Here is a 20173-nt window from a genome sequence, read left to right on the forward strand (position 1 = left end):
TATTTGGAAGGGAAAAAACATACAGTCACACTAGCGGGATTCCTTATCACCATCATAGGTTCCATTTTGTTTTCAACAAAAGCCATTATTGTAAAAGTGGCTTTTGCGCACACGCATATGGATGCCCTTACCCTGCTGATGTTGCGCATGTCTTTTTCCTTTCCCTTTTATTTGGCGGCCGTATTACTGGCCCGGAAAGAAAAGCTGGCTCCCCTCACCACCCGTCAGTGGCTGGGCGTTATCGGGCTGGGTTTATTTGGTTATTACCTCAGCAGCCTGTTCGATTTTGTAGGGTTGCAGTACGTTACTGCCGGTTTGGAACGGCTGATCCTTTTTCTGTATCCCACCTTCGCCGTACTGATCAATGCCTTTGTTTTTAAACAGCCTGTGGTGCGCACCCAAAAAATAGCCCTGCTGCTTACCTACACAGGCATCGGCATTGCCTATTTTGGCGAGTTTAACATCGATATTTCGAACCCTAATTTCCTCTGGGGTAGTTTTCTCATCTTTTTATGTTCCATTACCTATAGCGTTTATATCGTTGGCAGCGGCCGTATGATCCCGTCTGTAGGGGTTACCCGTTTTACCGCGTATGCCATGCTGGCCTCCACCGCAGGGGTATTTACGCATTTTACATTAAACGGCGGCGGTTTGCACGACCTGCAACAGGGCGGCACCCCCATTATCTGGTACGGTATTTTGCTCGCTACCTTAGCTACAGTATTACCCACTTTTATGATGTCTACCGGTATGAAAAAGATCGGTTCCAACAATGTGGCCATTATTTCGGCTGTTGGTCCGGTTTCCACCATCATTCAGGCACACTTCATCCTTGACGAAAAGATCTTCACCGCACAAATTGTAGGTACAGTATTGGTTGTTATAGGAGTTATCCTTATTGGCTGGAAACGGAAATAGTTTAAAGTTTTAAGTTCAGAGCTCCGAACTCCAGGTTACAGTTAGCAACACTATAAGATTGATCCTTCTTGTATTCTGCCTATACATATGGGTATTATAGATATTAGCTAAAATTATAATGCTAATGACCCACAGATATCCCGCCTCTTATAAGAGGTGGGATATTTGTGGATGATTTGCGGGATATCTGTGGGATATCTATGGAATATCTATTATAATGGCATGAATAACAGATAGATCTGACTACTGTTACGTATGGCTATTTTATGGCTAAATTATACCGTGAAACCGTCATTTGGATGGGGCTTTCAGCACTCGACAATAGGTTCCCGAAAGCCGGAAACCATCTCTGCCTTCTGCCCTCTGCCTTCTGCCTTCCCATCAATCCCAATGCGAACACCGGCTCCTGTAGTAGCTGCACGACTTTTTAGCCGGTGCGGTGGCCGCAGGCTTTGCCGCTTCTACTTTGGCGGGAGTTTCGGCTTTGACAGGCACGACGGCTTTTGCCGGCGCTGCTGCCGTTTGTTTGTTTTTACTAAATGTAAGCGGGATGCCTATATTGATATTCCAGGCAGCCGATGAAGAAGACAAAGTGGTAGTAGTTAATTTATTTTCGATAGTAGTGCTGAGCGTTTCTGTATGGGTGTTGCCAATGCCTTTGAGGTATTGTATGCCAATCACATATTTGTTCACGCTGCCTTTGGCGAATGCCAGGTTCACCCCCGTAATAAACGCCGAGGTATAGTTACCCGCATGATATTGGTACACCGTTTCACCCGACTGCATGGAAGTAGTAATAGCCTCTTCGGGATTGGGCACAAACGCCATTCCCGCATAAGGTTGAATACGCAGGTTCATCACCGGTTTTTGGGGTACAGCGGCCAGTGCCTGCATTCTGCGGGCTGCACACGGACTTAAACCCTCAGTAGATACGTTCGTTGTAGTGGGTTTGGCTTTTTTTCCCAATGAAATGGGTTTGCTGCTGACCTGGTAACCGGCTTCCAGGCGAAGTTTCCAGTCGCCCCGGGCAGACGAATATTCTTTGTCGCCGGTTTCAGGATTGGTAAATTCATAGTTGACAAGGGAACGGTTGCTTGCAATACCTACAAACGGGCCATGCGTTTTATTGAATTGATAATCGGCCCTCAGACCTACCTGCGGCGAGATGTTGGGCGAAATTGGATTAATACAGGACGTGTTGTTGTACTTTACGCAATTAAAAGCTTGTTCAATACCCACTCTGGGCGTAACAGAGAATTGGGCATTCGTTGCAAACCCACAGGCAACGAACGCCAGGCCGGCTAACGCTGCTTTTCTCATAGCTGAAGTAATTTTAGTGTCTTATAAGTTACACCATATCCGGCACCTGAAAAATTAGAATCCATGAATGGTTTTTTCAAGAAAATTTTTCAACCAGCCTGTCCAATTGAAACAACCTCGATTGTAGTAAGGGTATAATTTTTATATTCAATAACTTAAATCTACAAATCATGGATGAGTACATGTTGATCCTCAGGCATCAGGATGGTAAAAAAATTGCTTCACCCGAACAAATGCAGATCTGGATGAAACAAACCATGGATTGGATCGGTGGCATTGCTGCGCAGGGAAAATTTGTTGAAGGCAATGGCTTGCCATTTGAAGACAGCAAAGTAGTGTGGCACCAGGGCGTTGTTACCGATGGCCCGTTCGGTGAAATTAAAGAAACCATTGGCGGATACATGGTTGTAAAAGCCGGTTCAGTTGAAGAAGCCGTTGAATTTGCCAAAGGCTGCCCGGTTTTACAAGGCGATGGCAACAGCGTGGAAGTGAGAAAGGTTGCCAAAGGCGATGGAACACATTAATAAATTAAGCCAGTCAGACTGGTCAGTAATTAATTGACTAATTTGACTGGCTTTTGTTATGCAACATCCCGAATTAATACCACACTTATTCAGGACCGAATACCGGAAGATCGTTGCCGTACTATGCAAACGTTTTGGCTTCGATGAAATGGAAACGGCCGAAGACATTACCAGCGATACTTTTATGCTGGCTGTTCAGGTTTGGGGACTGAAGGGCGTTCCGCCCAACCCCATTGCCTGGTTGTATACGGTTGCAAAAAACAAAGCCAAAAATTTTTTACACCGGCAGGCTGTTTTTATCAATAAAGTGACACCTGCCACTGCAGGCGAAAACAATGCCACCCTTCCCGAATACGAAATCGATCTGTCGCCCCAAAACATCAACGACAGCCAGTTGCAAATGATGTTTGCCCTTTGTCACCCTGCTATTTCGCCGGAAGCACAAATTGGATTGTCGCTTCGCATTTTGTGCGGCTTTGGCATAGAAGAAATTGCCGATGCTTTTTTAACCAATAAAGAGACCATCAACAAGCGATTGTTCAGGGCCAAAGAAAAACTGCGCGAAGAAAAGATCCTTATAGAATTACCAGGCATTTCTGAAATAGACGAGCGGTTGAAAAGCGTACTGGCCACTATTTACCTGTTGTTCAGCGAAGGGTATTATTCCATCAGTCATAATACCACCCTGCGCAAAGAACTTTGTATGGAAGCCATGCGGCTTTGTTACATGCTGGTAGAAAACAAACACACCAATAAACCACCGGTAAATGCCTTGTTATCGCTTATGTGTTTTCAGTCCTCTCGGTTTGAAGCAAGGGTGAATGAACAGGGAGAACCTGTTTTATACGATGAACAGGATACCAGCCTGTGGGATGCAGATCTCATCAGCAGGGGCAGTTATTTCTTACACTGTTCCGCTACGGGCAATCAATTATCCAAATACCACCTGGAGGCAGCCATTGCTTACTGGAGCACGCAAAAAAACGATACCCGCGAAAAATGGGAAAACGTTTTACAACTGTATAACCGGTTATTACAAATCGAATACTCCCCTATTGCCGCCCTCAACCGCACCTTTGCCCTTTCAAAAGCCAATGGCAAACCCGATGCCATTGTAGAAGCAGAAAAGCTGAACCTCACCGGTAATCATTTTTATTATACGTTGTTGGGTGTATTGTATACGGGCATAGATAACGTGAAGGCCAGACTGCATTTTGAAAAAGCCCTTTCCCTGGCTAAGACGGATGGGGATAGGGTTATTATTCGGAAGAAAGTTGATTTGTTGACAGGAAAGACAGTTTAAAGTTGAAAGTTTAAAGTTGAAAGTTTAAAGTTTTTAGTTCGTAGGTTCTTGGGTTATTAAGTTATTAAGTTCTTTGTTCGGAAATCCGGGTTTTAAGTTCAAAGTTTAAAGGCTTTTTGCTTCGCCCGTGATGAAGTGTATTTCTTTCTGCCCTCTGCCCTCTGCCTTCTGCCCACTGCCTACTGCCTCTTCAAATTACATCAAGCACCAATAATGCATCTTTCTCCTTATAAAAGCAAATTACAATTAATCGCATACGCATTGTATTTATTGGCTATCTGCTGTATGCTTTATTTTATTTAATTTTAGTAAACCCGATCCATAACCGTAAAATAAGGAGGTAGAAAATTTGTAAGGTTTTTTAGAGGTTATTAGAGGTAATAAGGAAATCTAAAGTTAATCCGAACGCCAATTGGAGGAACCCCGACCATTAGGGACAGTGGTTCAAAATCAAAACGGGAACGCAGTCCGCCCTGGCGGACTGCTTATTTTCTTCGCCCGCCGAAGCCCTGGCGAAGGAGGGTCGCCCGCTGACTGCGTCCTTCTGGCCTCTCACGTTCATCGATATATAAAACTACTTACTGAAAAGCAAATATTTAGCCAAATACCCAGCTGGATCAGCGTTATACGGTTGATCGAAATCAACTGAATCTAACGGCAACATTAAATAATATGCTATTTAATGTTTATATCGAAATATTTACTAACTTACAATTGACCCTCAAACAACACCTATCCTTTCGGTGATGATTATTGAAAAACCAGCATATATCCACCACCCTGGAAAACAATTACCTCTCTTATGAATATCTTATTGGGTTGAGAAATGATTAGCAGAAAGGGATGCCGGTTCTCCGGTTGTTATCCCAACAGGTATGCTCACGCTATTGTTTAATTTACCCCCAATCCCTTTTCACTTATGCGAGTCCCGTTTTTAATCAACGTTTAACTGATTTGTACTGATCCGTACCCTTTTTTTATTAACATTATAAACCCACCCCCACCCCTCCCAGGAGGGGATCCCTTAAAAACACTCACTACTCACTGCTGTATTAGATTATCGAGTGTGGATTTAAACGCTGCAATGGAAGTTTGATCGGGGATGATGACGTCGGCACCTGAGGGTGTTTTATTTTCTACCGGCCCTGTTTGCATGGAGTAGATGGCGATCTTCATATTGGGCCAGGCCGATCTTAGCATTTTTATTGTTTCATACCCGGTTTTACTGCGCGCATTGAATTCAAGCAGGCATACATCAGGAACGTTCTCCATGGTTAATTGCTCAATTAGCTCCTTTCCGTCATCCACCTGCAGGGTTATAGCATAATCAGAGCCGGATAAATAATTAGAGATACATTCCCGCATTAAAGGATGACTGTCGATAAGGGCAATTTTTGCCATACCGGTATTGTTCATAATTACATTAAAGGTTTAGTCTGTGGTAGCGTAAAGGTAGTTTAAGCACCAACTGATACCCGGTTTCGTATTACCGTTAATCATTATTTTGCCAAAATTCCTAAAACACCTCTAAGCGTAAATATGTAGACCGCGCAATTACATAATACATTTCCATCATGCAAAAGAGATTTTACTTTTCTCGTAAATCGTTTTCCTGATTGCGCTCCCGGGTTAGTTTACAGGCAGGTACTTTCGCATTGATTAAACCAAAGCCCGCGAAACGTTTATGATGAACAAACCTGTATTGTTGTTGCTACTGGGTAGTAACATTATTGTACCTGCCCTGGCGCAGGATACGCTAAAAACTACGCCCAAACAATTAAAACAAGTAACCGTAACCGGTAAAAGCGATTTGCGTGCCGCAAAAGAACAAGCCTATACCGTTACAGCAATTGACGCCACCCGTTTGCATAACACCACCAGAGACATTAACCAGGTGCTCAACCACTCCACAGGTGTCAAAATAAGAGAAGAGGGCGGTCTGGGTTCGAACTATAGTTTTTCCCTCAATGGTTTTACCGGCAAACAGGTGAAGTTCTTCCTGGATGGAATGCCAATGGATAATTTCGGTTCATCCCTGTCGCTGAATAACCTGCCCATAAACATGGCCGAAAGAATTGAGATCTATAAAGGCGTGGTGCCTGTTTTCCTGGGTTCCGATGCGTTGGGCGGCGCTGTGAACGTGGTTACCAACCAGAAGATAAAAAAGTACCTCGATGCTTCGTATAGCATTGGTTCGTTCAATACACACCGGGCTTCCATAAACTCCAGGTATACTACCGACAAAGGGTTTACCATTAACCTGAATGGTTTCTATAATTACAGTGACAACAATTATAAGATCGATGTACAAATACCCGATCCGCAAACCGGCATTTATGGCAATACATTAAGAATAAAACGCTTTCACGATGCCTATCACTCGGCGATGGGCCAGGTGGAAGCCGGTTTTGTAAACAAGCAATTTGCCGACAAATTGTTGTTCGGGCTGATCGTGTCGGAAAACAGAAAGGAAGTGCAAACCGGTATGAATATGGACCTTGTATCGGGCCAGGTCTTCAACTCCAGCAACTCAATCATTCCAACATTTAAATACAAAAAAGAAAACTTCTTTGTACCGGGTCTTACCTTAACGGCTAACGCCAATATGAGTTTTGTAAAATCAGGTATTACCGATACCAGTTCGCGCCTGTACGACTGGTATGGAAATTATACCGTGAAAACATTTGGCAGCAATTCCGGTGAGCTCTCTTATTACAAAACAAAATTCCGGTTTAACGATCGCAATGCACTGGCTTCCGCCAACCTGAGTTACGAGTTGAACAAAAACCACAACTTTAGCCTCAACCATAACTACACGTATGCACGGCGCAAGGGCGATGACCCCATTGCCATCGATCCCATCCCCTTCGATATTCCCAATACCTTGTCTAAAAACATAACCGGACTGGCTTACAAATATTCAACCCTCAGCAACCGGTTTTCAGCAACGGTGTTTGCCAAGCAGTTCAGCATGAGTGCCAGCACGGTCGATGCCGAATGGGGCACCCACGAAAGTATGAAGACCAGTTACAACAGAACGGGTTATGGCGTGGCCGCCATGTATTATGTTTTCCCGTTTGCGCAGGTAAAAGCATCTTATGAAAGTACCTGGCGTTTACCCGAAGGGGAAGAAATGTTCGGCAATGGATTGCTGTTAAAAAACAATCCCTATTTAAAACCTGAACACAGCCACAACATCAACGTAGGGCTGGCGCTGATGAAAACCTTCAATAAACACAAACTGGAAGGCGAGATCAATTACCTGTATCGCAAAGCGGGTGATTTTATCAGGCTGGAATCAGATGGACAGATCAGTCGTTATTCGAACCTGGACAGCGTAAGAACTTCCGGGGTTGAATGGAGCGTTCGTTATACGTATGATGATGCATTGACTGTTGAAGTAAACAGCACCTATCAAAATACATTGAATAGTAAAACCTTCGATCACGGCATTCCCAATTATACTTATTGGGACCGCCTGCCCAACATGCCCTATTTGTTTGGCAGTTTCGATGCGGGCTACAAACTCAAAAAAGCATTTTATTCGCATGATGCCCTGACGTTTGGCGTGGGCGGCAATTTTGTAGAGAAATTCTATCTGTTCTGGCCAAGCCAGGGCAGCGCCGGTACCAAGTTCATCATTCCCCGCCAGTTTACCCAGGATGCTGCTGTTACCTATTCCCTGCAAAACGGTAAGTATAACATGGCCGTGGAATGCACCAATTTGTCGAATGCCAAATTGTACGACAATTTCAAATTACAGAAACCCGGCCGGGCATTCAATGTAAAACTCAGATACTTTTTCCATAACTAATTTTTCATTGTAAAACACATGACCATGCGTTTTTGCAAATCAAGATATAGCCAGACAATTCTAATTCTTTTAACCATTGCCGTGTTGCTTAGTGGTTGTTATAAACCGAAGAGTCATTTTTTACAGGCCGGTGGTAGTTATATTCTTGCCTTACGTACACAAGGCGCCACTGCTACCTCCGACTACCTGCTTACACAGGATACCATCAACAATGCGGCCAAAGTGGTATCCTCAACCGGAAACGGGATCGAACAGCTGGCCTGGTGTTATTTTGGCGCTGCCGGTAAAACCGTTTTCAGCTTTAGCTATGGCACCAATAATGTGGGTATTGGTTATGGTATAAATGAAGGCGGCGCCCTGTATGAAAAAGGAAGGATCTCTTTTGAACGTATGGACTGTTTTGGTAAGGGCGATGACAGCACCCTGATCGCAATTGGCGCTCCCTGGGGCGGCGGCAGTTATGATTGCCAGATCCAGTTGATTGATGCCAATGATATTCGCATCCGAAAAAAAAGACTAACGCCTTTATACATGTGGAGCCCGTTGGATGTGCTGAACAAATGGCCTACATCGATAGTGGTGAACGATAACAAAATGTATGTGTCATTTTATCCGCTCGATGGCGGCACCTGGAATACGGAATATACCGATACCGCATATGTTACCATTTTCAGTTACCCTGGTCTTGATTCATTAACAACGATAAAAGATTCGCGCACCGGTCCCATTGGTTTGTATGGAAACCAGATCGGTATGATGAAAGCCGAGAATGGCGACATATACACCGTATCACCCAGCAGCTTTGCCGCCGGTTATACCCAGGTAACCAAGAAATCGGGTATCCTGCGCATCAAAAACGGGCAACAATCATTTGACCCCTCCTATTTCTTTGATGTGGAAACAGCCTCTGGCGGTGCCAAATTGCTAACCGCCGCCTATGCAGGCGATGGCCTGCTGGTAGCCCGGTTGCAACTACCCGGTACAGATGACATCAATGCTGTTTGGGGTGCTTTTGAGGTAACCAATCCTATTTGTAAAATGGCGATCATTGACCTGAATAATAAAACAGTTACCGACATTGCCGATATACCGGTGCATGGTGGTCAGTATGGCGCGCAATGGCTGGTAGAAGAAGGAAAGGTGTATGCCTCCATTACGTCGACCCCGGCCGGTGAGGCGCGAATTTATGCCATCGATCCGCTTACTGCTACTGCTACCAGGGCAGCTAAGATTGAAGGGTTGGAAGTGCCGGCTATTTATAAGATTAAATAGTGAGTTGTCAGTGGTGAGTGGTGAGTGGTGAGTGGTGAGTGGGTGGCCGCGGATACAAACCGCGCGTTTAATGGTTGCATACTGCGTGCTATTAATATTGAATATATAAATATTGGCGAGTCAAACTCACAACTCACTACTCACAACTCACCTGGACCTTCACCGGCTTTGTCACTATTCCGGATACCCATTTTTTTGTACAGCCTTGATTTAGCCCGGCGCACGCTGGCGGGGTCAATATGAAGCAGTGCGCCTATTTCTTTTGTTGACAAATTGAGGTGTAAATAGGCATACAACCGCACTTCATATTTGGTAAGGGTTGGATGTTGGGCTTTCAGGTTTTCGAAAAAATGCGGGTGAACCTGTTCAAAATGCAAGGTGAACTTATCCCAGTCTGCATCCAGGAACAGGTTGGTCTGTAACAGCGATTCAATACCCTGCAGTTCCTGTTTGCTCTTGCCGGGATATAATTTTTTCAATTCCTTTATCTGGGTTTGCAATTTGACCAGCAATTCATTCTTTTGAACGAGATTCAAACTGGAAGCTGTCAGCTCCCTTTGTTTGGCTTCCATTTTCTCCTGTAATTGTTCATTCCGGGTTTTCTGTAACTGTATTTCCGTAATGATCTTTTGTTTATCCTGTTCAATCAGTTGATGCCGGAATGTAATTTCGCGCAGGTCCGATTCCAGCCGGCTGGCTTCTCTTTCCTTTGCAGTCAGCTCTTGTTCAACAGACCTCATACGGGCCACCAGTGCTACCGAAAAACCAAAAGTTTGGGTAATAGAAACCAGGTCTGGTAAGATGGATCTTACAAATGGATTGCCCATACCAGTTACATCCATTACCAGGTGATATAAAGGGATTGCCAGCATACAGCCAACCGACACCACATTGGCCACCAAAAAAGGCCGCGCGGCAGGCAATTGGCGCCGGTAGCCCGCTACGCCTGCATATAAAATGGCGACAAACAAAAAAACAGGCAGCGCATTGTCCATCACCCAGGCGTACGGTTCTATATAATAAAGACCGGTATTGATGACCACAAAAATAAAACTCAACAGCAGATAAGCCCGCATTCCCCACCGAAGCATAACATCTAACCGGGGAAGTGATTGCCGGGTATTGAGGTACGAGCGGCTAAATTGTACAATGCTGTAAATAACCACCAATATGCCTGTATGCAGCAACAGATCGTTCAGCCCATACCAGGCAGCCTTGCCATTCGGTTGCAAACCGGTCGTAAACACCGGATCGGGGAAAAAAGCCGGGAATAGCTGTTTATGGGCAGTCATATAGATCAGGCCGCCCAATTGCCCGATAAGATAATAAAGAACGGCTCTGTCTTTAAAACTGAAATAGATATATACGTTGTTCAGCAAAAAGAGTAATACAACAGCCAGTGAGACGCCCCAGGTGATCCATATCAGTTGCTCCTGTTTATTGGCAAAATCACCGGTTTCGAGCCGGATGTCAGGTTTAAATGCCCCCGCCAATGCCCCCAGGTGTTTCAGATCTACATGCACATACACCGTGTTAATAGTGTCAGCACGCAATATACAAGCCATTCCCCGCCGGTTGATACGGCCATTGTCGCGCCCGGGCATCATACCGGCGGTTTCCATCAACCATTGCCGTGCATTGGCATCAAAATAATATAAGCGGTTGGCCATACCGGGAAATATCCTTAGCTGGCATGACCTTAATTGGGAGGAAGGGTTATCTATAACCAATTTAAGCCAGTAACTGGTAGCCTGCCGGCATCGTATGGAATCATTTATTGTAAACCGCAGGGTTGAATCGGTCAGTATTGTATTAAAGGAGAAACCATGATCAGGCAGGATCGAATAGTTATCAATTGGGGTGACCGGGCTATTATTACTTGTATGCACAGGTTGGGCCTGAACCACAACCTGGATTAATAAAGCAATACAAAAAACGGGGATCTTGTTCACTCAGGTTGCTTGTTATGGAAAATTCAAAAATAATTTGGTGGCTGGTTGTGCTGTGTGGCAAAATACCGGCAGAAAAGCAAAATAAAAAAGTATTATTTATAGATACCAGCACAATAACCGGATTAACAAAGGAATTTATTGGTCAAATGTGATAGATGGAGTAGTTTGCTTCGATGCAGGTACCTGATTTGATCGTTTTGGTTTTTATAGTAGCAAGCATAGTGGCCACTATCATTTTTAGGAAATTGACCGTCGCTGGTGCATTTACCGGTGGTTTACTGGCGGGCCTGTTGTATAAAGGACTTGGGGTGACCGGCATCATTTTTCTGGGTGCTTTTTTTGTGGCAGGCACGCTGGCCACTTCGCTGGGGCGTCGTAAAAAAGAGCAATTAGGCATAGCAGAAAAAAATAAAGGACAACGGACAGCTTCGCAGGTACTGGCCAATGGCGGTGTGGCCGCATTAGCGGGCTTACTGGCCTGGATCTATCCGCAATGTCTGTCTGCCTGGCAATTAGCTGCCGCGGCTTCCCTGGCCTCTGCAAGCGCTGATACGCTGTCTTCGGAATTGGGCAGTATATATGGTAAGAATTTCTATAATATTCTCACCTTTAAAAAAGATACCTGCGGACTGGATGGGGTAATAAGTCTGGAAGGCACTTTATGGGGCATTGCCGGCAGTGTACTGATCGCTGTTATTTATATTATCGCCTACGGTTACAGTCCCTTAGGCTGGTGGATTGTACTGGCAGGTTTTATTGGCAACATGACTGATTCCATTCTCGGTGCCGCCCTTGAACGAAAAGGCTGGATAAAGAATGATCAGGTGAATTTTTTGAACACGCTGGTCGCAGCTCTTGTTGGTTTGTTGGGTTATTTAGTTTGTTAGTTCTTGAGTTATTGGGTTCCCGGTTTACGGCCTCCCCCAACCCCTCCGGTGGAGGGGAGAAATACAACCTCGCTTGTATTCTCGACATTTTGATTAGCGAAATCCGTTGCCGTGAATGGGTGCGTCCGCCGCCTGCGTTTTCCCTACTGCCTACTGCCCACTGCCTACTGCCCACTGCCTACTGCCTTTTCGTCTCTGCCCTTTCACACCTGAGCCATAATCTTCTTCAAAAGAACAATCTGCCCCAAATGATAATGGCTATGTTCATTGACCCCGTGCAGGTTTCGGTAATAGTTGCCATATCTTTCGTCATGGAAAATTTCATCCAGCTTTTCTTCGGGCAATTGTTCAATTAAAGTGGCAAAGGTTTCTGCGTCGGAAAAAACGCCGTTCTTTAATTTTTCCCAATCTTCTGTTGATTTTATAGGTGGCACATCGAACGCATATTTATCACTCCCGTCAAGCGGCTGCCCCTGCAATACTTTCGTTTGCAATCGAACATAATAATTCATGTGATAGATCAATGCTGCAATGGTATTACAATTAAAAATGGAAGTGGTGGCCTGTTGCCAGGTTACCCCTTCCAAACTGTCTTTTAAATTAACGTCGGTCCAGTTACCACCGGTATACAATGTTCTGAAGTGCGTGGCAATTTGTTTTGGCAAGTTCATTGTTAGCAGGTTTAATTCCTACTAAAATAAGGAAAATTTAGGGCTTGTGTATAGAAGGGCCGCGACGAAGTGTATTTCTTTCTGCCCTCTGCCTTCTGCCCTTACATTACTTCCCCTGGTTCAGGGCTAACTGATTCAGCGCGCTTAGCCAACCGGTACGCATACCCGACCACTCATTGGTTAAAGCTTCCGGTTTCAGGCCACCTTCAAAATTCTTCAGCAGACTGGATGCATCGGCCATGGTTTTTGCTTTAGTACCCATGTCAAGCAATGATTTGGCGGTGGAGCCTGTTTTAAACATGTCGGGTTTTATATAACCCACCAGTGAACTAACCGTGCTGGCTAAGCCGGTGGCGCTGGATATTTTTGACGCATCGCCCAAAATTCCTTCCTTGGCGCCGGAGAAAGCGCTGGTAAATGATGAAGGTTTAATGGCATTTACCAACTGGGTTACCAACTGCCCTGCATTGGCTACAGAACCTACGGGCAATTGTGCCTGAACGAAATGACAGGAAAAAGCGATCAGCGCCAGGCTGACAAGCATGTTTTTCATAATCGATGGTTTTTTGTTTGAATATTTGTTGGTAGACATAGCATGTTTCAATACACGCTACAAAAAAGGAAGGAGGAACAATATGAAGGGTTGGAATGTAGACTGGTTTATCCCAGCATGCCTTTTAGTTTGTCAACTAGCGAACCACTGCCCGAGAATAGGCTTTTCAGGTCCTGGAGGTCGACATCGCCATCATGATCGCTGTCGAGGCCGCCTTTCAGCTTGTTCAGTATGCCTTGCAGGTTCATGCCAGCGGTTTTGCCGCCACTGAGTTGGTTGAAGATCTGTTGTACATCAAAACTGTTATCGTTGGGGTTGGCGGTCTTTTGCGCCAGTTGGTTCATCACATTGGGGATCAGGCTTTGGGCAATACCAGCCGCCTGGCTGTTGTTTAAGCCGAATTTACCTTGCAGTCGTTCCATAAAATTCCCGGTAGCCTGTTGTACTACGGGCGCACTGGCGTTGGCCTGGCCGTTTGCAAACATGCCTAAAACATCATTGAGCTGTCCTCCTGATAAGGCGCTTTTAAGTGAATCTACTATTGAATGACCGGCTTCCTGTACAGCTTCTTCATTTTGCTGATTGGGAATTGCGGGATTATTAATAATAGCATCTCCAGCCTGTTGCCTGACGAGGTTGAAAAGATTTTCCAGCATATCACTTATTTTTTGGTGAATAGTGCGTGCGGGCCGGAAAGTAATAAGGAGAATTCTAAGGGGGTGGAATAAGTATAACCGAAAATCAAAACTTAACAACAATTCATAATTGCTAACACTGTGTTAGGCTAAAGGTATGTTATTTATTTTATTTATAAATCAAATTTGCAATACGTGTCAATTCTTATGCAGGGCTTATTCTTCGTTCCAGACTTCAATTTGAAGGTGGTAGCCTACATCGAAATACCTGACAATTTTCCTGGTAAACAGATCGAGGAGCGTGTCGGCTTCTTGCGAAACAGGGCAAACTTCAAAATAATGTTCGTCTGTTCTTACAACCTGGAATAAGTTTCCGGTGCTTAATTCGCGGGGGGCGTTGTTGAATCTTATTCTATCGCCCTGGTAAACGCGGTGCGAGTTGGCAAGAGATTTCCACATGGTACTGGATTTTTATTGATTAATACGGATTTATTATTGATCACTTGATAATTAATACGAAATATAAAAATTAGATACAGAAAATGCAATGCCCCGATTGATATTTTTTTTAACCACATAGGTCACAGCTGTTCCGGTCAGGCGGAAAACTTGTGCCTATGTGGTTATGTACGAGTTAAACAGGCATATCTGGCAATGGTATTTATACCTGTCCAGATAAAATTAGTTAGTTAAAATCCCGGGTTTTTACGAAATGATTATTAGGATCAACGTAATAGTAGCCCAGTTTTACCGCTGAATCAACTTTGAAAGGTTTTTCATCTGTCATAGACAGTTCGCTTTTCTTAATGGAAAGAAAAACCCATTTGTCGGTAAACTGGCTTAAAAAATAATGAGACTGGTTGTCGGTGCCGCGGTAAAGAATGCAGTTAGTGTTGTACTTTTTAGCCGAATCTTTATTAAATGATTCTTGCACTTCCTTTACTGTCCAGACTGACTTTTGGGCCTGGTAGGGCGCACTACATGCTGCCAACACTGCCATTGCACAAACAGCGTAAAGAATGTTCATTTTCATTGGTAATGGATTAGAGATATTAGGTATACTTATGCAAAGTATTGCATTTTTTACGCAAATCCAATGCCAGACATTGAAAATAATATTATGTGATACAATCTGTTACAGAGTATAGTATACCTACTTCGAACAATCACGGGTACACGCATGAATAATTGCGGTAATGCGTAGGTTAAAACTCGAAGACCTGTAAGGTCCATCATTGGGTTTTGCAATATTTGAAAGTTGAATTGGACCTGACAGGTCTCTTTTGAAAGCAGGCGAAGACCTGTCAGGAGCGCATAATCGGTCCGATCTGGTAAGTTCAAAAAGCGCACCTTACAGGTCTTTGGTGCGACTTTTATTTCTTCGTTACCGGATTAAACCGGCAGGCATTTACGGGCGGGTTCACCTGCAGCCCATTTGCTTCCCTGATCAACTGGAAAATATGATCAGGGCGCACCACTATATAATCGCTGTTAAGGGAGTTGGCCACATTCTTGAAATTGGTGGGTTTTATATCCGTCCAGGGTTGCGCCTGAATAATGATGAAACGCGGTGAGGTGCCATTCCAGCCCGTCGCTGCACTGGCAATATGATCTTTCATCGCCTGTTCACTGGTGCAGTAATTGCAGGAAAGCGCCATCCCCGGCAAACTGTTATTATAAATAGTTAACCCGCCACCGGTATTTTGTGCCGTAAGACCCAATAACGAAGGGGCTATATTGGCAAAGGTTTGTCCAACATTTTGATTAATGCCGCCGGTAATGGTATTCCAGATAGTGATCACTCTGAAACCGGCCCGGCGATTATAGTCTTCCGTTTTTGCGGCAAATAAATTCAACAGGTTTTGATTGGGCCAGCTATTGGGATAGGTATAGCCATAGCCGGAGGGACCTGAAATTAAATTATCATTATCAGTAGCTGTTTGCCAGTAATAATTGAGTGCGCCAGGCATCGCATCCAGCATGGCGGGCGATAACGTCCAGCCCATAGGCACGGAACCCCGGTCTGGATTATTCCACAACTTGCGCATCAGGTGCTCGATGTACTGCAGGTTATCGCCATCACTCAAAATAAAGGCCACATACAATTTGTTTTGGAGGATAGGTTTGGGTGGAACCGCTTTAAGGGTTACCGTACGGGGTGTGCCGCTGTGCATAGTTAAGTTGCTGCACCAGTCGCTGGCGATAGTGGTAATGCCATATTGTGAAGTTCGTTGTACGCCCGGTTGTTCTTCGGGCCACCAGCCCATAAAGTTGGAACCCGCAGGCATGGAAGACAGAAAGCTGTTCAACAGGGTGCTTTCCGCTGCCACATTCGGATCGAGCCATACAACGGCAGCACCCAGTGCGGTGGCATATTCCCGTAAGGCCGCCTTATGCGCATCGGGGTTCAATCCAATTAATAACCGGTGATCGATAGTAGGCCAATACGTATTGAACAGGGTTTGATAAACCTGCAGTTTGCTGGTATATTGTCCGCGCAGATCAACCAGCACAGGTAAATTATAAGGCGCCGCAGTTAACCGTGCTAATAACAAGGGCGAAGCGATCAATGCCTTTCTGCTTTTGGCCATTACGGTGGCCAGGTTTACTGTATGGATCTGTGCCGGGTCATATACGATCAGTCCGGAAAGTTCATTGCGGTACTTAGTAATAAGACTCCATTTATCGGCCGGTTCAGTGTAGTTCAATCCTAATGACTGCAGCCAGGTATAAGGTCCTTCGGCAAATGCATCGCCTTCATAGGAAAAGATGCGGGGCTTTGTTCTGTTAACGATGCCTTTCAGCGAGGCGAACAAATACATTTCGGCCGATGATGCATTTTGCTGCACCGCTACCCAGTCTACCTTGGTATAGGAGGTACCGCGCCAGTATACCCGCAATTCGATGGATTGATTATCGGCCGGCATGGTAAAAGGCAACGTGAAATTTACATAGTCAGCTGCAATAGGAAATTGTAACCGCGTGATGGTCTGTGAAGCCAGCACCTGTCCGGTAGTGGCATTTCTTACGTCGATGTCAACAACCGGATCGTTGTTGGCGGTATTGTTATCCACCTTCATTCTGAATTCTGCTACGTTAGGTCCGGCGGGAATGCTTGCATCATATGGTCCATAGATCATATGGTCATTGGGAGCATCGATGCCGGTTTGACAAAGCCAGCCATCAGATTCCAGTCTGCCGGTTTTATGACCTAGCAGTGGCCCCTCGCCTTCCCAACGGGTACTTGTTTCGCGAAGGGTGATGAGGTCCTGCGTTTGAGCAGGCGCCGGAAAGGAAGGAAGCAACTGTGATGGTGGCCAGCTTATCTGGGCCATGGATGGTATCATGATCAGCTGAAACAGGAATAATAGGCAGCCTGTTCGCTTAAGGAGCGAGGTAAGTGATTTCATAGAAGTGAGTTTAATGTAATTAATGGATGGCTAAAATTCGGCATTTAGCAAATAGCGGCTAAAACCGGGATAAATAGTTAAGGCGTAAGGGCTTGAAGTGCTGAAACAAGAAAAGTTGTTATACAGGCACTTATCCATTTGAATGGGAAAGGCAATAAAATTGAATGGAATGGATAAGTAAACCGACACATTACGGGCGAAATTTATACAGGAATTGAAACCTGCATTAGGAACACCAAAACCAATCGCCATGAGCAATGCCCAGCTTATTGATCGCAGGAAATTTATTCGTTCTACAGCCCTTGCCGCGGGCGGACTGATCATCGCGTTTAACGTACCGGCCGGCATCAGGACCAGGGGTGTTGTTAAAGAACCCGTGCTATTCGCCCCCAATGCTTTTCTTCGCATAGGTTCCGACAACTCGGTAAAAATAATCCTCTCCCATTGCGAAATGGGCCAGGGTATCTGGACTTCCCTCTCCATGTTGATTGCCGAAGAACTGGATGCCGACTGGAAAAGCCTGCAGGTAGAACATGCCCCGGCCGACATAGCCTATTATCATACCGTATATGCCACCCAACGAACAGGTGGTTCCTCCAGTTTGAATTCTGAATTTGACCGGTACCGCAAAGCCGGCGCTACTGCCCGCTATCTGTTGGTACAGGCAGCGGCTAATCGGTGGAAGGTAGCCCCTGATGACTGTCAAACAGCAAACGGGTATGTTGTCAGCGGCGATAAAAAGATCAGCTATGGCGAATTGGTAACAGATGCCATGGCACTGCCAGCGCCGGCAGATATTCCGCTAAAAGATCCCAAAGACTGGAAGATTATTGGCGGAAAAATAAAGCGCCTGGATACGCAGGAAAAGATCAAAGGAACGGCGGTTTTTGGGATGGACATCCATTTTCCCGATCTGTTAACCGTAATGGTTGCGAGGGTGCCGGTAAATGGCGCAACAGTTACCGGTTACGATGAAGCTGCTGCGCTGGCCGTACCCGGAGTTCGCCAGGTAGTGAAGATCCCAACAGGAGTTGCTGTGCTGGCGGATGATTTCTGGTCGGCAAAAAAAGGCCGCCAGGCGTTGAAAGTTCAATGGGACCTGGGCGCTGCTGCCAATATCAGCAGTGACTCCTTATTTACTGAAATGAAGGCGAGAGCCGATAAGGGCGGTATTGTGGCAACGGAAGAAGGCAATGTTGCCGAATTGTTCAAACAAAGTGTAACAAAAGTTGAAGTGGAATACTTTCAACCCTTCCTGGCGCAATCGCCTATGGAACCGTTGAATTGCACCGTTAAACTAAGCGCCGATAAGTGCGAGATCTGGACGGGCACCCAAACCCAGACTGATGACCAGCATGCCGCGTCGGAAATTACGGGTTTGCCTATCAGCCAGGTGTTTATTCATACCTGCTTTCTCGGTGGTTCATTCGGCAGAAGGAACATCACCCGCTCCGATTTTGTACGTGAAGCGGTTGAAGTGGCCAAAGCCTCTGGCAAGCTGGTAAAAACCGTCTGGACGCGTGAAGACGATATTCAGGGCGGCCGGTACCGGCCGGCATTTCTGCACCGGTTTAAAGTAGGGCTCGATGCCAATGGCATGCCTGTATCCTGGGATCAGATCAGCGTAGGCCAGAGTGTAATGACGGGTGGACCGTTTGAAAAGATCGCAGTGGTTAATGGTGTTGATACATTTTCCATTGAAGGCATGCAGGCGGTTCCATTTATAAAAGCGCTTAAGAATAAAAAGATTGCTGTAAATACACCCGACTGGCCCATTATGATCGATAACTGGCGGGCTGTGGGTATGAGCCACACCATTTTTGCCATGGAAAGCCTGATCGATGAAATGGCTTATGCTGCCAAAAAAGATCCGGTTGCCTACCGGCGATTGTTGTACAAAGACGATGCCCGGTTATTAAAGGTATTGGACCTGGCGGCGGAAAAAAGCAGCTGGGGCACTCCGTTACCAAAGGACCATGGACGTGGTATTGCCGCCTTTAAAGCCTGCGGCAGTTATGTAGCCCTGGTAGCCGAAGTATCGGTACCCAAAAACGGAATGGTAAAAGTGCACAAGGTTACCTGTGTGGTTGATTGTGGCACCGCCATACAACCCGATGGTGTGGTGGCCCAAATGGAAGGCAGTGTGGGGTATGGTTTGTCTGCTGCTTTGTACAGCGAGATCACTTTCAAAAACGGACAGGTACAGCAAAAGAATTTTTATAATTATCCCATCCTGCGCATGAATGAAATGCCGGAGGTGAATACGTACATAGTGCCCGGTAACGAGCCGCCCGGCGGTATTGGAGAAGCTTCCGTTGGACAAATGATGCCGGCCCTTACCAACGCTATGTTCGCTGTTACGGGTAAACGCATCCGTAATTTGCCGATATACAAAATGAAAATGGGAAACGCTTAAAAGCTATTCAAACGCCTCACTATAAAACTACTGTTATGCAATTGACAGTTAACGGAAAATCATACGATGTAAATGTACCGTCCGATATGCCCATTCTGTGGGTGATTCGCGATAAACTCGGGTTAATGGGCACCAAGTTTGGCTGTGGTGCGGCCCAATGCGGCGCCTGTACCGTGCACCTCGATGGACAGGGCATCCGGTCGTGCGTAGCGCCGGTATCGCGGGCCGAAGGAAAAGAGATTGTAACCATAGAAGGGTTGAATGACACGTTAAGCAAGCCACTGATGGCGGCCTGGACGGAAATAGATGTGCCGCAATGTGGCTATTGCCAAACCGGGCAAATTATGGCCGCTGCTGTTTTGCTGCGCGATAACAACAACCCTACCGACCAGGATATTGACAATGCCATGTCGGGCAATATCTGCCGGTGCGCCACCTATCAACGCATCCGCAAGGCCATTCACCTGGCGGCTGAATTAAAAAAATCATCATCCTGAA

At 45.6% G+C, this 20173-nt stretch carries 17 protein-coding genes; 8 read left to right on the plus strand and 9 right to left on the minus strand.

Going from position 1 to position 20173, the window contains the following annotated elements:
* Nucleotides 1-3 precede the first annotated feature (3 nt).
* Nucleotides 4-918, plus strand: a complete 915-nt coding sequence (locus BMX95_RS20305) for a DMT family transporter (RefSeq protein ID WP_081203839.1) — start codon at nucleotides 4-6, stop codon at nucleotides 916-918.
* A 381-nt stretch (nucleotides 919-1299) separates the two neighbouring features.
* Here BMX95_RS20305 and BMX95_RS20310 read toward each other — a convergent pair whose 3' ends face one another.
* Nucleotides 1300-2238 (minus strand): hypothetical protein, encoded by a 939-nt coding sequence (locus BMX95_RS20310; RefSeq protein WP_081203838.1) that lies wholly within the window; start codon nucleotides 2236-2238, stop codon nucleotides 1300-1302.
* 170 nt (nucleotides 2239-2408) lie between these two features.
* Here BMX95_RS20310 and BMX95_RS20315 point away from each other — a divergent pair, with 170 nt between their 5' ends.
* Nucleotides 2409-2762, plus strand: a complete 354-nt coding sequence (locus BMX95_RS20315; RefSeq protein ID WP_081203837.1) for a YciI family protein — start codon at nucleotides 2409-2411, stop codon at nucleotides 2760-2762.
* Between the two features lie 58 nt (nucleotides 2763-2820).
* The gene (locus tag BMX95_RS20320) at nucleotides 2821-4065 is read left to right on the plus strand and encodes an RNA polymerase sigma factor (protein ID WP_081203836.1); all 1245 of its coding nucleotides are present in this window, start codon (nucleotides 2821-2823) and stop codon (nucleotides 4063-4065) included.
* 1041 nt (nucleotides 4066-5106) lie between these two features.
* Here the strand turns inward: BMX95_RS20320 and BMX95_RS20325 are convergent.
* A complete protein-coding gene (locus tag BMX95_RS20325) occupies nucleotides 5107-5481 on the minus strand; it encodes a response regulator (RefSeq protein ID WP_081203835.1) in 375 nt (124 codons plus the stop codon).
* Nucleotides 5482-5749: 268 nt separating this feature from the next.
* On the opposite strand from BMX95_RS20325, the gene BMX95_RS20330 reads away from it, so the two are divergent.
* Both BMX95_RS20330 and BMX95_RS20335 read left to right on the plus strand, forming a co-directional pair.
* Nucleotides 5750-7879 carry a TonB-dependent receptor domain-containing protein gene (locus BMX95_RS20330; protein WP_081203834.1) on the plus strand — a complete coding sequence of 710 codons (2130 nt, stop codon included), beginning with the start codon at nucleotides 5750-5752 and terminating at the stop codon, nucleotides 7877-7879.
* Nucleotides 7880-7903: 24 nt separating this feature from the next.
* Nucleotides 7904-9151: a DUF4374 domain-containing protein gene (locus tag BMX95_RS20335; RefSeq protein ID WP_165759089.1), complete on the plus strand. Its 1248-nt coding sequence runs from the start codon at nucleotides 7904-7906 to the stop codon at nucleotides 9149-9151.
* Nucleotides 9152-9291: 140 nt separating this feature from the next.
* Here BMX95_RS20335 and BMX95_RS20340 read toward each other — a convergent pair whose 3' ends face one another.
* Complete coding sequence (locus BMX95_RS20340) at nucleotides 9292-10821, minus strand: 7TM diverse intracellular signaling domain-containing protein (RefSeq protein WP_133054058.1); 1530 nt, start codon at nucleotides 10819-10821, stop codon at nucleotides 9292-9294.
* A gap of 455 nt (nucleotides 10822-11276) precedes the next feature.
* Between BMX95_RS20340 and BMX95_RS20345 the strand changes: the two genes are divergently transcribed.
* Nucleotides 11277-11990: a DUF92 domain-containing protein gene (locus tag BMX95_RS20345; RefSeq protein ID WP_081203831.1), complete on the plus strand. Its 714-nt coding sequence runs from the start codon at nucleotides 11277-11279 to the stop codon at nucleotides 11988-11990.
* Nucleotides 11991-12193: 203 nt separating this feature from the next.
* On the opposite strand, the gene BMX95_RS20350 is transcribed toward BMX95_RS20345, so the two are convergent.
* The 6 genes from BMX95_RS20350 to BMX95_RS20375 all read right to left on the minus strand — a co-directional run bounded on the left by BMX95_RS20350 (nucleotide 12194) and on the right by BMX95_RS20375 (nucleotide 17259).
* Complete coding sequence (locus tag BMX95_RS20350) at nucleotides 12194-12661, minus strand: DinB family protein (RefSeq protein ID WP_081203830.1); 468 nt, start codon at nucleotides 12659-12661, stop codon at nucleotides 12194-12196.
* A gap of 106 nt (nucleotides 12662-12767) precedes the next feature.
* Nucleotides 12768-13214 carry a hypothetical protein gene (locus BMX95_RS20355; protein WP_133054057.1) on the minus strand — a complete coding sequence of 149 codons (447 nt, stop codon included), beginning with the start codon at nucleotides 13212-13214 and terminating at the stop codon, nucleotides 12768-12770.
* 107 nt (nucleotides 13215-13321) lie between these two features.
* On the minus strand, nucleotides 13322-13870 hold the full coding sequence (locus BMX95_RS20360; RefSeq protein ID WP_081203828.1) for a hypothetical protein: 549 nt from the start codon (nucleotides 13868-13870) through the stop codon (nucleotides 13322-13324).
* Nucleotides 13871-14065: 195 nt separating this feature from the next.
* Nucleotides 14066-14308, minus strand: a complete 243-nt coding sequence (locus BMX95_RS20365) for a hypothetical protein (protein ID WP_081203827.1) — start codon at nucleotides 14306-14308, stop codon at nucleotides 14066-14068.
* 226 nt (nucleotides 14309-14534) lie between these two features.
* On the minus strand, nucleotides 14535-14882 hold the full coding sequence (locus BMX95_RS20370) for a hypothetical protein (protein WP_133054056.1): 348 nt from the start codon (nucleotides 14880-14882) through the stop codon (nucleotides 14535-14537).
* A gap of 340 nt (nucleotides 14883-15222) precedes the next feature.
* Entirely contained in the window at nucleotides 15223-17259 is a 2037-nt protein-coding gene (locus BMX95_RS20375) for a GxGYxYP domain-containing protein (protein ID WP_081203825.1), read from the minus strand.
* 250 nt (nucleotides 17260-17509) lie between these two features.
* Between BMX95_RS20375 and BMX95_RS20385 the strand changes: the two genes are divergently transcribed.
* Nucleotides 17510-19675, plus strand: coding sequence for a xanthine dehydrogenase family protein molybdopterin-binding subunit (locus tag BMX95_RS20385; protein ID WP_081203823.1), 2166 nt, complete (start codon nucleotides 17510-17512; stop codon nucleotides 19673-19675).
* Nucleotides 19676-19710: 35 nt separating this feature from the next.
* Nucleotides 19711-20172, plus strand: coding sequence for a (2Fe-2S)-binding protein (locus BMX95_RS20390; protein ID WP_081203822.1), 462 nt, complete (start codon nucleotides 19711-19713; stop codon nucleotides 20170-20172).
* Nucleotide 20173: the final 1 nt, after the last annotated feature.

Source organism: Niastella yeongjuensis (assembly GCF_900110245.1).
Classification (GTDB): domain Bacteria; phylum Bacteroidota; class Bacteroidia; order Chitinophagales; family Chitinophagaceae; genus Niastella; species Niastella yeongjuensis.